Origin of the sequence: Curtobacterium sp. MCLR17_055, assembly GCF_003234305.1 — a bacterium.
Taxonomy (GTDB): Bacteria; Actinomycetota; Actinomycetes; order Actinomycetales; family Microbacteriaceae; genus Curtobacterium; species Curtobacterium flaccumfaciens.
Map to the genome: position 1 here is coordinate 18,757 of NZ_QKSX01000011.1, position 12,734 is coordinate 31,490.

Annotated in this window: 12 protein-coding genes; 8 read left to right on the forward strand and 4 right to left on the reverse strand. The window is 70.7% G+C overall.

The window, feature by feature from the left end; genetic code table 11:
- The first annotated feature begins 82 nt into the window (after positions 1–82).
- From DEJ09_RS10905 to DEJ09_RS10915, 3 genes are read left to right on the forward strand one after another with little or no spacing between them, the layout of a single operon-like run.
- The gene (locus DEJ09_RS10905; protein ID WP_111088606.1) at positions 83–1,057 is read left to right on the forward strand and encodes a CPBP family intramembrane glutamic endopeptidase; all 975 of its coding nucleotides are present in this window, start codon (positions 83–85) and stop codon (positions 1,055–1,057) included.
- On the forward strand, positions 1,044–2,342 hold the full coding sequence (locus DEJ09_RS10910; protein ID WP_111088608.1) for a sensor histidine kinase: 1,299 nt from the start codon (positions 1,044–1,046) through the stop codon (positions 2,340–2,342). Before DEJ09_RS10905 ends, DEJ09_RS10910 begins: the two co-directional genes overlap by 14 nt.
- A complete protein-coding gene (locus tag DEJ09_RS10915; protein WP_110892023.1) occupies positions 2,339–3,010 on the forward strand; it encodes a response regulator transcription factor in 672 nt (223 codons plus the stop codon). The genes DEJ09_RS10910 and DEJ09_RS10915 overlap by 4 nt, the downstream gene beginning before the upstream one ends.
- Before the next feature lie 51 nt (positions 3,011–3,061).
- On the opposite strand, the gene DEJ09_RS10920 is transcribed toward DEJ09_RS10915, so the two are convergent.
- Positions 3,062–3,556 carry a hypothetical protein gene (locus tag DEJ09_RS10920; RefSeq protein ID WP_111088610.1) on the reverse strand — a complete coding sequence of 165 codons (495 nt, stop codon included), beginning with the start codon at positions 3,554–3,556 and terminating at the stop codon, positions 3,062–3,064.
- Between the two features lie 33 nt (positions 3,557–3,589).
- On the reverse strand, positions 3,590–4,441 hold the full coding sequence (locus DEJ09_RS10925) for a GDSL-type esterase/lipase family protein (protein ID WP_111103874.1): 852 nt from the start codon (positions 4,439–4,441) through the stop codon (positions 3,590–3,592).
- Between the two features lie 207 nt (positions 4,442–4,648).
- On the opposite strand from DEJ09_RS10925, the gene DEJ09_RS10935 reads away from it, so the two are divergent.
- The gene (locus tag DEJ09_RS10935; protein ID WP_146237684.1) at positions 4,649–5,287 is read left to right on the forward strand and encodes a TetR/AcrR family transcriptional regulator; all 639 of its coding nucleotides are present in this window, start codon (positions 4,649–4,651) and stop codon (positions 5,285–5,287) included.
- A gap of 177 nt (positions 5,288–5,464) precedes the next feature.
- On the opposite strand, the gene DEJ09_RS10940 is transcribed toward DEJ09_RS10935, so the two are convergent.
- Both DEJ09_RS10940 and DEJ09_RS10945 read right to left on the reverse strand, forming a co-directional pair.
- Positions 5,465–6,748, reverse strand: coding sequence for a PP2C family protein-serine/threonine phosphatase (locus DEJ09_RS10940; protein WP_146245709.1), 1,284 nt, complete (start codon positions 6,746–6,748; stop codon positions 5,465–5,467).
- Between the two features lie 74 nt (positions 6,749–6,822).
- Positions 6,823–7,545: a type II CAAX prenyl endopeptidase Rce1 family protein gene (locus DEJ09_RS10945; protein ID WP_111088616.1), complete on the reverse strand. Its 723-nt coding sequence runs from the start codon at positions 7,543–7,545 to the stop codon at positions 6,823–6,825.
- Between the two features lie 152 nt (positions 7,546–7,697).
- Here DEJ09_RS10945 and DEJ09_RS10950 point away from each other — a divergent pair, with 152 nt between their 5' ends.
- The 4 genes from DEJ09_RS10950 to DEJ09_RS10970 all read left to right on the forward strand — a co-directional run bounded on the left by DEJ09_RS10950 (position 7,698) and on the right by DEJ09_RS10970 (position 12,731).
- Positions 7,698–9,149 (forward strand): polysaccharide biosynthesis tyrosine autokinase, encoded by a 1,452-nt coding sequence (locus DEJ09_RS10950; protein ID WP_110864273.1) that lies wholly within the window; start codon positions 7,698–7,700, stop codon positions 9,147–9,149.
- A gap of 14 nt (positions 9,150–9,163) precedes the next feature.
- Positions 9,164–10,111, forward strand: coding sequence for a hypothetical protein (locus DEJ09_RS10955; RefSeq protein ID WP_111088618.1), 948 nt, complete (start codon positions 9,164–9,166; stop codon positions 10,109–10,111).
- Positions 10,095–11,591, forward strand: coding sequence for a sugar transferase (locus DEJ09_RS10960; protein WP_111088620.1), 1,497 nt, complete (start codon positions 10,095–10,097; stop codon positions 11,589–11,591). The genes DEJ09_RS10955 and DEJ09_RS10960 overlap by 17 nt, the downstream gene beginning before the upstream one ends.
- Before the next feature lie 96 nt (positions 11,592–11,687).
- Positions 11,688–12,731: a glycosyltransferase family 4 protein gene (locus DEJ09_RS10970; protein WP_146245710.1), complete on the forward strand. Its 1,044-nt coding sequence runs from the start codon at positions 11,688–11,690 to the stop codon at positions 12,729–12,731.
- Positions 12,732–12,734 lie beyond the last annotated feature (3 nt).

The following is a 12,734-nucleotide window of genomic DNA, read 5'->3' on the forward strand; positions in this document are numbered from 1 at the left end:
ACTTGCATCCTTCGATGGAACTCCCGCAGGTGCATCCCGAAGCCGGTCGTCCCCGAGCGCCCGGTTTCCTAGCGTCGTGTGCATGACGAACACCACCGAAGTCCGGCCCGCCGCCGGCACCGCAGCCCGCGACCGAGGGGGTGTCCGCGGCCTCATCGCCCGGCACCCGCTCGTGTCCTTCTTCACCATGGCACTCGGCCTGAGCTGGCTCGCGTGGGTGCCGTACATCCTGTCCCCGCACGGCATGGGTGTGTGGGACATCCAATTCCCCGAGGTCCTGGGCAGCGGACAGTTCACGGGCGTCCTGCCCGGGGCACTCCTCGGCCCGCTGGGCAGCGCGTTCATCGTCACCGCGGTCGCCGACGGTCGCTCGGGGCTCCGCCGCTGGGTGGGACGGCTGTTCCGCTGGCGGGTCGCCTGGTACTGGTACGCGCTGGCGCTCGTCGTCGTGCCGGCCCTGATCGTCGTGTCCGCGCTGCCGTTCGCCGGTGGTGACGTGCGTGCCCCTTCGGCACTGGCCTTCGCCATGCTCGTGCCCGGACTGATCATCCAGCTGTTCTCGACCGGCCTGAGCGAGGAGCCCGGCTGGCGCGACTTCGCCCTGCCCCGCCTGCAGCACCGGTTCGGGGGCCTCGGCGCCGCCGCGATCCTCGGCCCGATCTGGGCGCTCTGGCACATGCCGCTGTACTTCAGCGACTGGGGCGGCTGGCCGAACGCGCACTGGAGCGAGCCCGTCGTGTTCGCCCTGTTCACCATCACCTTCAACGTCGTGATGATCCAGGTCTTCAACAAGACCCGCGAGAGCCTGCCCCTGGCCCTGCTGCTGCACGTCGGCGTGAACAACACGATCTCGACGCTCTTCCCGGAGATGTACCCGAGCATGACCGCCGGCACGCTGATGATCGGCCTGACGATCATGTCGACGATCGCCGCCGTGGTGCTGCTCGCCGTGACCCGTGGCCGCCTGGGCTACGACCCCGCCCGACGCGCCCTGCCCCTCGACGCACCGGTCCCCACCCGCGCCCGCCTCGTAGGATCCAACGATGGCACCCGCTGAGCACGACGCGTCGCGCGCCCGCCGCGTCGACGTCGTCGTCGCCCTCGGCACGGCCGTCGTCGCCCTCGGGCTGCTGCTCGGCCTGCCGCCCCTGGACAGCCTCGAACCGGACGGCCCCGCCCTGGCACTGGGGGTCCCTGCAGTGCTCTCGGGCGCCTGGACCGTCTTGGCCCTCGGCCTGCTGGCCCAGTCGGCCGCCCTGCTCACCGCCCGCCTGGCACCACGCACCGTGCTGATCGTGGTCGCCGCCCTGCCGGTGGTGGTCGCGGCGCTCGCCCCGGAGTCGTCCGACCTGTTCGGCCTCACCGCACTGCCCGTGGTCGTCGCCGTCGTCCTCGCCGCACTCCGCGTCCCGCTGGCTCGCCTGTGGCCGACGCTCCTGGTCGCCGGCGCACTGGTCGCCGCCGGCAGCGCGGTGCTGGCCGCCGTCGCCGGTGACACGACGGCCGCCGTGTCCGGCTCGCTCGGGCAGGGCGTGCTGCAGGCGATCGGTGCGGTCGGCCTGCCCCTGCTGGTCACCCTGCTCGTGCAGTCCCGCCGCGAGGTCCGTGTCGCCCGCACCGCCGAGGCCAGCGCCGTGAACCGGGAGCAGGACGCCCTGGTCGACGCCGCGGTGTCCCGCGAACGTGCCGCGATGGCCCGTGAGCTCCACGACATCGCCGCCCACCACCTGTCCGGCATCGCGCTGATGGCCGCCGTCATCGACCGGCAGATCGACGCGGACCCGGAGCGTGCCCACGAGGGTGCCCGCCAGGTCCGGGAGCAGAGCACCGCCGTGCTCGAGGACCTCCGCCGCCTGGTCGGCCTGCTCCGCGACGACGCTCCCGCTGAGCGCGCCGTCGAGACGGTCGCCGGCATCGTCGACCTGGCCGAACGCGCCCGGTTCCGCAGCGACGTCCGGCTCGACGTGCTGCCGGGGGACCGCCCGCTGGCCGACGGTGTCGGCCCGCTCGCCCAGCTCGCCGCCTACCGCACCGTCCAGGAGGCGCTGGCCAACGCCGCCCTGCACGCCCCGTCCGCCCCGTGCACCGTCACCATCGACGATCGCGACGCGACCCGGGTGGTGATCCGGGTGGAGAACGCACCGGCCACCGTGCCGGCAGCGGGGACCTCTCCCTCGGGCGGCAACGGCCTGCGGGGGATGCGCGAGCGGGCGGACCTGGTCGGGGCGCGCCTCCAGACCGGCCCGACCGCGACCGGCGGATGGCTGGTGGAGCTGGCGCTCGGCCGGGAGGCACCTACCGCACCCACGCAGGCCGCCGACGGAACCGGGGTGGTCGCGTGATCCGCGTGCTGGTCGCGGACGACCAGCCCCTGGTCCGCGCCGGGGTGTCCGCGCTCCTCGGTGCGGAGCCGGACATCGAGGTGGTCGGCGTGGCCGCCGACGGCGGCGAGGCGCTCGCGCTGGCGCGCGAGACGCGACCCGACGTCGCCTGCCTGGACATCCGGATGCCGGTGATGAACGGTATCGAACTCGCCCGGATCTTCTGCGCCCCGGACGCCGATCCGGCGATCCCCGCGCTCATGCTGACGACGTTCGACCTGGACGACTACGTGTTCGGGGCGCTCGAGGCCGGTGCCTCCGGGTTCCTGCTCAAGGACGCCGAGCCGGACACCATCGTCGACGCCGTACGGCAGGTCGCCGCCGGCAACGGCACGCTCGACCAGGCCCTGACCCGGCGAGTGCTGCGGGAGTTCGTGTCGCGGCGGAGCCTGCAGCCGGTCTCCGGCGACCGGGCCGACGGCGTGCTGACCGCCCGCGAGCGCGAGGTGCTCCTGCTGCTGGCGCAGGGGATGTCGAACGAGGAGATCGCCGCAGCCCTGGTGCTCGAGGTCTCGACCGTCAAGTCGCACCTGGCGCGGATGCTGCCGAAGCTCGGGGTGCGGTCGCGGCTGCAGGCCGTCGTGTGGGCGTACCAGAACCGGATCGTGACGGTGCCGGAGCAGCCGTAGCGGCCCCGGTGTCAGCCCGCGGGCTGCGGCGTCAGTCGGCGGGCTGCGGCGTCAGTCGGCGGGCCGTGGCTCGGCGGCGCCGGGGACGACGAGCTGCCAGACGTCGTCGTCTCCGTCGTGGGAGAGGTACAGGCGGAAGGCGCCCTCGTCGGCGAGGGGGTCGCCCGAGAGGTACTCGACCGGTTCGCCGCTCGTCTCGCACTGGTCTGACGTGCTGATGACCTGGATCGTGTCGCCGGGGGCGACGGCGTCACCCTTCGTGACGTCGGTGACCGTCGCCTCGTACACCTCGTAGATGCCCTGCGGTTCCACGGTGCGATCGGTCCTGGTGACGTCGGCGTCGACGACGAGTTCAGCGGCGTCGCGGCGTTCGGCCGGGGTCTTCAGCTGGACGTAGTCGGTGCACCCGGTGCTCTGCACGTTGTCGTCGTTGCTCGGGTTCGTGGGGGCGCTGGTCCCGCCGCCGACTCCGGGGGCGCAGCCCGCCAGGGTGCCGCCGAGCACCACGACGAGTGCCACGACCGGTGCGATCCGTCCCCACTGCATGGGGCGAGTATGGCTCACGACGCGACCGCGGGGCTAGCCCGCTGCGCCCTTGGCACCCTCGGCGGCGATGTGGATCGCCTGCTGCATCCGGACCGACACCTTCTTGGACATCGCGACCGTCGGGTGGACGCCGTCGTAGGTGCGCGAGGACGGCCAGCCGCCGTCGAGCCGGCGGTCGGCTGCCCACGGGTCGACGAACATCCAGCCGCGGGTGAGCGCGTGGTTCTGCAGGTCGCGGTTCAGGATCTCGCCCTGCTTGCGGCGGTCGATGTGCTTCTTGCTGTAGTTCGTGATGTTCGACGGGGCGATCGCGGCGATCACGACGTGGCGCGCGCCGACCTTCTTCGTGATCTTGTCGATGTTGTTCAGGATCGACTTCGTGCTGTAGCCGTAGCGCAGGTCGTTCGTGCCGGCCATCACGACGAGGACGTCGGCATCGTGCGCCGAGCTCCGTTCGAGGATCCGCGTCGAGGTGGCTCCTCCGATCGAGGTGCCTCCGACGTTGGCCATCGTCGGGTCCTTCATCTGCCGCATCCACGAGGCGTCCATGGCTGTGAGCGAGTCGCCGGCGTAGGTGAACGTCAGCTTGCTCGGTGTCGGCGCGGGCGTCGGGGTCGGCACCGGTTTCGGCGTGGCCGTCGGGGCGGTGCTCGGCGTCGGGGCGCTGGTCGGAACGGGCGTGGGCTCGCTCGGCTGGCTCGTCGGCTCCGTGGTCGGAGACGGTGCCGGAACGTCGGTCGGCGCGGGGGCGGGGGCGATCGTCCCGGTTCCCTCCACGGCGGTCGCGGTGTTCGGGACGGTGGCGAGCAGGGTGCCGGCGAAGACGGCGACGGATGCGGCTGCGGCGATGAAGGGCAGGCGGGAGGAGCGCTGGTGGTGAGGCAACGTGAGCTTTCGTTTCGGGTGCGAACTTCCCCACCCTAGAAGCTCCGTGACATGTCATCGTCCCCCAGGTCTGGGGGCGCTGGCGGCTCGCGCTGCGCGGACAGACAGGTCGTTCCCTGTGCTACACGACGCCGGACCCTGTCCGGGGAACGCGCGTTCCCGTTCGGGGGACTTTGCACGGTCGCGTCGGGCTGGTGCAGTGTATGCATGCACATCGAAACGCCGCCGGTGACCACCCCCGACGACCCCGCCCTGCGGGGTGAGGTCATCCACGGGATGATCACGGCGCTGCGTTCCCGTCCGCTGCACGAGGTGACGCCCGAGGTCGTCGCGGCTGCGGCCGGAGTGGACACCGACGTCGTCGGCCGGACGTTCCCGAGCTGGGACGGCCTGCTGCTCGCGACCATCGACCGGTGGAACGAGGAGCGCACCGTGCCGCTCATGCCCCTGGCCGAGCAGCACGGCACCATCCGGTTCCTGCGCGCGATCGTCACCGCGAACGTGGCCGACCCGTCGCTCATGCGGTTCCTGACGGCGACGCTGAACATCGCGGCATCGCCCGAGCACCCGCTCGCGCCGATGCTGCACGCCCGGTGGCGACGGTTCCACGCCTTCGTGCAGCACGCCCTGGAGCGTGACGTCATGCTCGGTCGTGAGCCGAGCACGATGGAACCGGCCCGCGGCTCGGAGCAGCTGCTCGCGACCTACGAGGGGCTGCAGCTGCAGTCCATGGTGCGACCGGAGATGGACCTGCTCGAGGCCTTCGACCGCGCCGTGACGCGCCTGCGCGAGGGCTGGTCCCGCGCGTACGTGCCGCCCGTCTGGGACCTCGCCCGGGTCGGTTGACCCTCCGGGTGGCTCGTCGGGCCGCCCCCACAGACCGAGGACGCTAGGGCGTCCGAGGGCAGACGCTCACCGTCTGCACGCGTCGCCGCACGATTCGGGTTCGAGCGGCGGCGCGTACCAATCTCTGCGCGACGGACGTGCGTTCCGCACCGGCCGCCGTACGCTTGTTCCGCGCCGTCAGTCCGCGTGCATCGCGAGCGGTCGCTCGGTGTCCACCTCGACCGGCTGCCTGCGGATCGCGATCACCGTGACGTCGTCGTCGTGCGGCACCTCGTCGGCGCGGGCCGACAGCGCGAGGACGACCGCGTGGGGGTCGCGGCCGGCGCGGGCGATCGCGGCGACGGAGTCGATCGTGTCGTCCAGGTCGTCGTACAGGTCGAGGACGCCGTCGCTGAACGAGACGAGCAGGTCGCCCGGTTCGAGGGTGCCGTCGGAAGTCGCCCACTCCTCGCGGATGCCGAGCCCGAGCGGCATGTCGCCGGAGCGCAGCCGGTCGACGTGTCCGTCGGCCCGCAGGACGAAGCTCAGCCCGTGCCCGGCGTCGGCCCACTGGAGTGTGCCGTCGTCGGAGATCCGAGCGTGGAACAGCGTGGTGAAGGCGAGATCGGGTCCGACGCCCTCGGCGGTCAGCCCGTCGGATGCCCGCTTCAGCGCCTCGCCGGGGTCTTCGACGGTCCGGGCGCTGCGCAGGGTCGCGCGCACCGCGGCCGCGATCAGCCCCGCGCCGACGCCCTTGCCCATGACGTCACCGAGGCTCACCGCCACGCCGGTCGGTGTCGGGTACCAGTCGAAGAAGTCGCCACCGACGCTCCGGGCCGGCAGGCAGGCACCGGCGACGACGACGTCCTCGGTGATGCGGCCGGTCGTCGTCGGGAGCAGGGAGCGCTGCACCGCTGCTGCCCGGTCGATCTCGGCGCGGACCTTGCCCTCGCGCGCCTCGGCGGACCGCAGACTCCGTCGAGCCCGGCGGGAGAGCTCGTGCACGACGACGGCGACGGTGCCGAACACGACGACGAGGATGCCCAGACGGACGAGTTCACTCGCTCCGGGCGCGTCGGACGGGGTCAGGACGTAGGGCGCGAGGATCACGACCACGATGCCCGCGATCGCGAAGAGCACGGTGCGACGGCCCTCGAGCGACGCCCACCAGACCACGGGGAGCACCACGATCGCGGTGAACAGCGAGGAGCCGGAGCCCGTCCCGGTACGCAGGAGTGCGATCGTCAGGAAGTCGACGGTGAGCAGGACCGGCACCACCCAGGCCGCGCTGCGCACGAGCGTGGGGATCGCGCTCATCAGCGTCGCGACCACCGTACCGATCACGCTCGCGACGAACAGGTGGTGCTGGGTGATCGCCAGCGTCGGCATCACGACGCTCAGGAACGCCGACAGCGCCAACAGGCCGCTGATCGGAGCCTGACGGACGAGAGGGTTGTCGACGATGCTGGTTGGGCGAGTCATGCTCAGTGCAGGCTAGTGGTCCCGGCTGCTGAGCGACCGACCCTGACCCCATCTGGGGACGCGGCCCTGGCCGCTCAGCGCGGCCAGGTGGCGACGACCGCGACCGCGTTGAACAGCACGTGTGCCAGGATCGCGCCGCCGATGCGGTCGGTCATCGCGACGAGCGTGCCGGTGAGCAGGCCGAGCAGGAACGTCGTGACGAACACCTGGAACCCGCCGAGCGACGTGCCACCCGCACCGAGCAGCAGGTGGAGCAGCGCGAACAGGAACGCCGTGACCAGCACCGCGAGGAACCGGGTGCGGGGCGTGAGCTCGGCGGCGAGCCGGCGCTGGAACAGCCCGCGGAACACCACTTCCTCGAGCACCGGGCTCACGACGACGATGCCGATCGCCGACACGAGCAGCAGCCCGACGTCCGGCGTGCCGAGGGACGGTGCGGGGACCAGTCCGGTCGACCCGGTGAACGCGAGCGACATGAAGACGTCCACCGCGCGGCACACGATCACGATGCCGATCGCGAAGACCACGATCCCCAGGTCGAGCCGCAGCCGCGACACCATCGCCGATCGCGGGGTCCGACGGAGCACCACGGCGGCCGCGACGACGAGCGGTACCCACACGGCGGCGTCCGCGGCGAGCACCTGCAGGACCGGCGAGGGGATGCCCCCAGTCCGGGTGACCTGTCCGACGATCCGGGTCAGGATCACGGCGACGCCGAGTGCGACGAGGATGACGATGAGGTCCCGCTGTCGCCGCACGCTGGGCTCGGTGGTGGTCGTGGCCGGCTCGGAGCGCATGGGGCCACCGTAGAGGACACCGCGCGCCGGATGGCGACTTCCCCCGAGCAGTGCTCGTTCCTGTGGCACTATTTGTATGCCGTGCGCTGGGAGTACCCCGGCGTGCCTGTGTCGGGACCACGGGGACGGCCATGATCGGGGAAGGCAAAGGCGTGGAACTCCGCGACTACATCACGGTGCTCCGCAAGGGATGGGTGCTGATCGTCGTACTCGCCCTGGTGGGAGTGGCCGCAGCCGCAGGGTTCTCCCTGCTGAAGAAGCCGGTCTACTCGGCATCGGCGCAGGTCTTCGTCTCCACGGAGACGTCCGGCAGCGCCAGTGACCTGGCGCAGGGCAACACGTTCACCCAGCAGCGGGTGCTGACGTACTCGAACCTGGTGTCGACGCCGATCGTGCTGCTGCCGGTCATCTCGTCGCTCAAGCTCGACATGAACGCGGACCAGCTCGCGACGATGGTGTCGGCGACGGCGCCGACGAGCACGACCCTCATCTCCATCTCGGTGGAGGGCACCGATCCGGTGCAGGCCGCCGACATCGCGAACGCGACCTCGCAGAGCCTGACCAACGTCGTGCAGGACATCGAGGCCACCGACGCGAGCGGCAAGAGCACGGTCAAGCTCACCCGCGTGAAGCAGGCCGACGTGCCGAGCGTCCCGGTCAGCCCGAACGTGCCCGTCAACGTGGCGCTCGGGCTGCTCGTCGGGCTCGCCCTGGGCATCGGCATCGCCGTGCTGCGCCAGACCCTGGACAACCGGATCCGCACCGAACTCGACGTCGAGAAGATCAGCGACAAGCCGGTCGTCGGTGGGATCGCCTTCGACGCCAAGGCCGCCGAACGCCCGCTCATCGTGCAGGTGGACCCGCGCAGCCCCCGTGCCGAGTCCTTCCGCACGCTCCGCACCAACCTGCAGTTCCTCGACATCGGAACCGGTGCCCGCACCTTCGTCATGACGTCGTCGATGCAGTCCGAGGGCAAGAGCACCACCGTCGCGAACCTGGCGATCGCCCTCGACAGCGCCGGGTTCCGCGTCATCCTGATCGACGCCGACCTGCGCCGCCCCCGTGTCGCCGAGTACATGGACGTCGAGAGCAACGCCGGTCTGACCGACGTGCTGATCGGCCGCGCCGACCTGGAGGACGTCGCCCACCCGTGGGGACGCGGCAAGCTCGTCGTCCTGCCTGCCGGTCAGATCCCGCCGAACCCGTCCGAGCTGCTCGGCTCGCGCGCGATGCAGGACCTGATCGACCTGCTCGAGCAGCAGTTCGACTACGTCCTGTTCGACGCACCGCCGCTGCTGCCCGTCACCGACGCGGCGATCCTGGCCAAGAAGGCCTCTGGCGCGATCGTCGCGGTCGCCTCGGGACAGACGCTGAAGGGCCAGCTCGCCGCGGCCGTCGCCACCCTCGAGAACGTCGGGGCCCCGGTCTCCGGCTTCGTCCTGACGAAGATGCCGCTGAAGGGCCCGGGCGCCTACGGTCACGGCCGCTACGGCTACGGCTACAGCTACGGCCACGACGAGGACGACAACACCGTGACCACGTCGACGCACCCGCCGAAGCGCTCCGGCAAGAAGCTGGGCGTGCTCCGCCGCGCCGGGCGCTGAACGGGGCCGATCAGATGAAGACTCGCCGGGGGACCCGAAGCCTCGGCCGCGCACTGCCCCGGACCACGTTCATCCTGGTGGCCGTCGTGGTGGTGGCGCTGATCGTCGTCGACGTCGTGCTCGTCGCGCTCGCCCTGGGCCGGACGGCACCCGAGGAGAACGGACCCGCCGGCCCCATCCCCACCTTCTCGGGAACGCCCGACCGGCGCGAGACACCGCGACCGAGTGCGTCTGCCGACGCAGACGCCGCCTCCACCAAGCAGCAGGGTCGCCGCCTGCTGGCAGTGGTCGACGGCCAGGAGGCGTGGCGCGCGACCGGTGGGTCGTGCGGCGGCCCGCGGCCGGTGCTGGAACACTCCGTGGACGGCGGGGTGACGTGGGTCCCGGTGGGACTCGGGACGGATGTCGGATCGCTCATGGCGATCCGGGCCTCCAGTGCGGAGCTCTCGGTCCTGGTGGGTGTCGGCGACGACTGCACCACGACGGCGCGGACCAGCACCGACGCCGGCGTGACGTGGGAAGCCGGGGCGCCCGGCGCCGCCGGCGCCGGCATCAGCACCGACGGTGTCGTGCTCGCGAGCGGGACGGAGCAGGCGCCGTGCGGCGACCCGATCGACGCGTTCCAGGGTGAGAAGACCGCGGTCGTCATCTGCGACGGCCAGCTCGAGTGGCGCACCGGCGATGCCGCCTGGGTCGACGTGCCGATGGGCGGCGTCCGTTCGATCGGCGTCGACGGCGGCAACTACACGCTCGCCCGCGTCGGTGCAGCAGCGTGCGACGGCGTGCAGATCGAGACCATGTCCGCGTCGGACGTGACGCCCTCGTCGTCGACCACGCCGATCGGCTGTGCCGACGGGGCCGACACCGACAACACGGTCACCATCGACCGTGCCGGCCAGGACGTGTGGCTGTGGGACGGCAAGACCGTGCGGGTCTCGTCGGACGGTGGCGCGACGTGGTGACCGGGTCGTCGTCGTGACGGCGGATGCGCTCCGCGCACCGCGCGCCGTCGGCGCCACCGACGAGTGGAGCCGCACGTACTCGCGCCGTGTGCTCTTCACCGACCTGCTGGCCCTGATCTGGGTGGTCTTCGGTGTGCAGATCGCCTGGCTCGGGCTCGAGTCGAACCTGGCGACCAACACCGCCGACCTGCGGCTGAGCTACTCCGCGATCTCCATCGTCGTGATCGTCGTGTGGATGAGCGCACTCGCCCTGTACGACACCCGCGGTGCGCGGGTGATCGGCGTCGGCAGCACCGAGTACCGCCTGGTCGCGGACTCCAGCGTCCGCGTGTTCGGCCTGCTCGCGATCGCGGCGTTCCTGCTGCACGTCGACCTGGCCCGCGGCTACGTGCTCATCGCGTTCCCGATCGGGATCCTCGTCCTCCTGCTGTCGCGGTGGATCTGGCGGCAGTGGCTCGTGGCCCAGCGTCAGCAGGGCGCCTACTCGGCGACCGTGCTGCTCGTCGGGTCTCCGGCCAGCGTGCTGCACATCGGCCGCGAACTCGCTCGTTCCCCCGAAGCCGGCTACCGCGTGGTCGGGGCGGTCGTGTCGACGAACCACCGCGGTCTGCTGGCTGGGTCGACCATCCAGAGCCACGGCGGCTTCGACGACGTGGGCTCCGCGTTGCGCGAGACCGGCGCCGACACCGTCGTGATCACCAGCTCCGACGACCTGCCGCCGGAGCGCGTCCGCGAGCTCAGCTGGTCGCTCGAGCCCGGTCGGCAGCACCTCGTGGTCGCGCCGAGCCTGACCGACATCGGTGGCCCCCGCATCCACACCCGACCGGTGCAGGGCCTGCCGCTCATCCACGTCGAGACACCGACGTACTCCGGCCGCAAGCTCTACACGAAGCGCGCCTTCGACCTGATCGGTGCCGGGTTGCTCGTCGTCGTCCTGTCGCCGCTGCTGCTCGTGCTCGCCGTGCTGGTGAAGACCACCTCGACCGGTCCGGTGTTCTTCCGGCAGGAGCGCGTCGGCCTGAACGGCAGCACCTTCCGGATGATCAAGTTCCGCTCGATGGTCGTCGACGCCGAGGAACGCCTGCAGGAGCTCAGCGCACTCGACCGGGCCGAGGGCAACGACGTCCTGTTCAAGATGCGGAACGACCCCCGGGTCACCCGGGTCGGCGGGTTCATGCGCCGCTACAGCCTGGACGAGGTACCGCAGCTGTTCAACGTCCTGGCCGGCAGCATGTCCCTCGTCGGACCCCGACCGCCGCTGGCGCGTGAGGTCGCCCGCTACGACACGCACGTCCACCGTCGCTTCCTGGTGAAGCCCGGCATGACCGGCCTGTGGCAGGTGAGTGGCCGATCCGACCTGTCGTGGGAGGATTCCGTGCGGCTTGATCTGTACTACGTGGAGAACTGGTCGATCACGGGTGATCTCGTGGTCCTTTGGCGGACTGCCAAGGCCGTCGTCGCTTCGCGCGGCGCTTACTGACGCGACAAGCACGGCTTGATGACTAGCGGATCTCGCTCAGAAGGAGAAAGTGGTGACGTTGCGATGGCTCGCGTGATGCCAGGGGTTCGTCGCACGGTGGTCATCGAGCCGAATCCGACAGGTCACAGGCTCTTCTACGCCCGCCTCATCGCGGAGGCCGCGCACCAACGAGGCGACCATGTCACTCTTGTTCTTGGCGAGCATCCGGAAGCCGAGGAGGAACGCGTTCATCTCAGTGGGCTTCAGGAGGGGATTACTGTCAGACGTGGACCGGCCAGCGGACTCGACGATCTTGTCCGAGCCTCGCGTGTGATGCATTCGGACTACGTCATCGTCCCCGACGGAGACCGAACCGCAATCAGTCTCGCGCTCCGTCGCAAGTGGGAGGGGAGCGGCGAGCTGAGCGTCCTCGTGATGCGCGAGACCGCTCAGCCTGCGAGCAATGCTTTGATCACCCGGATGAAGACCGCGCTCCGTACTATGGCGTTCCGCCGGGTCGCGGCAATGGGGCGAGTTCGTCTGCGGGTTCTGAAGTCGCCGACGTGGTCTGGGCACTCAGCCTTCGGGGTCGCTGTAGACCCGATCCGCACCTTGGCAACCCCGAGTGCCGTCGAATCGTTCCGTTCTGCTCACCGCATCACGGGCGACCGATACTGGTTTGCGGTCCTCGGGGCGATCTCGGCTCGGAAGAACTTGGAGTTGATCCTCGACGCGATCGTCGGACTCGACACGAACGTCGGGCTGCTCGTGGCCGGAAAGCTTGATCATGACATCCCGCTCGAAATCCGGCATCGACTTGCAACCCTCGAAGCAGAGGGCCGCGTCGTCGTCGTTGACAGATTACTGAGCGACGTAGAGCTCGACTCAGCAGTCGCATGTGTTGACTGCGTCGTCCTCGCCCACTCGAACGAGGGGCCAAGTGGGCTGCTGGGCAAGGCGGCCGCAATCGGGACCAGGATCGTCGCTGCCGGCGCAAAGAGCCTCAAGAACGATCTCGCCGCCTACCCGGCTCTCGGGGAGTGGGTTGCACTCGACACCCGCACACTGGCAGAGGCATTGCACCGTGCCGCGTCCTCACCCAGGCCGCCGGCAGTGCTGAAGGCAAGTAGTGAGGCGTTCACATCGGCTCTGCTTCCATGAGGA

What these genes read in the sequence shown, in the direction of transcription:
- DEJ09_RS10905 (WP_111088606.1), top strand. Translation starts at nt 83, where the DNA reads ATGACGAACACCACCGAAGTCCGGCCCGCCGCCGGCACCGCAGCCCGC.
- DEJ09_RS10910 (WP_111088608.1), top strand. Translation starts at nt 1,044, where the DNA reads ATGGCACCCGCTGAGCACGACGCGTCGCGCGCCCGCCGCGTCGACGTC.
- DEJ09_RS10920 (WP_111088610.1), bottom strand. Translation starts at nt 3,556, where the DNA reads ATGCAGTGGGGACGGATCGCACCGGTCGTGGCACTCGTCGTGGTGCTC.
- DEJ09_RS10935 (WP_146237684.1), top strand. Translation starts at nt 4,649, where the DNA reads ATGCACATCGAAACGCCGCCGGTGACCACCCCCGACGACCCCGCCCTG.
- DEJ09_RS10940 (WP_146245709.1), bottom strand. Translation starts at nt 6,748, where the DNA reads ATGACTCGCCCAACCAGCATCGTCGACAACCCTCTCGTCCGTCAGGCT.
- DEJ09_RS10945 (WP_111088616.1), bottom strand. Translation starts at nt 7,545, where the DNA reads ATGCGCTCCGAGCCGGCCACGACCACCACCGAGCCCAGCGTGCGGCGA.
- DEJ09_RS10955 (WP_111088618.1), top strand. Translation starts at nt 9,164, where the DNA reads ATGAAGACTCGCCGGGGGACCCGAAGCCTCGGCCGCGCACTGCCCCGG.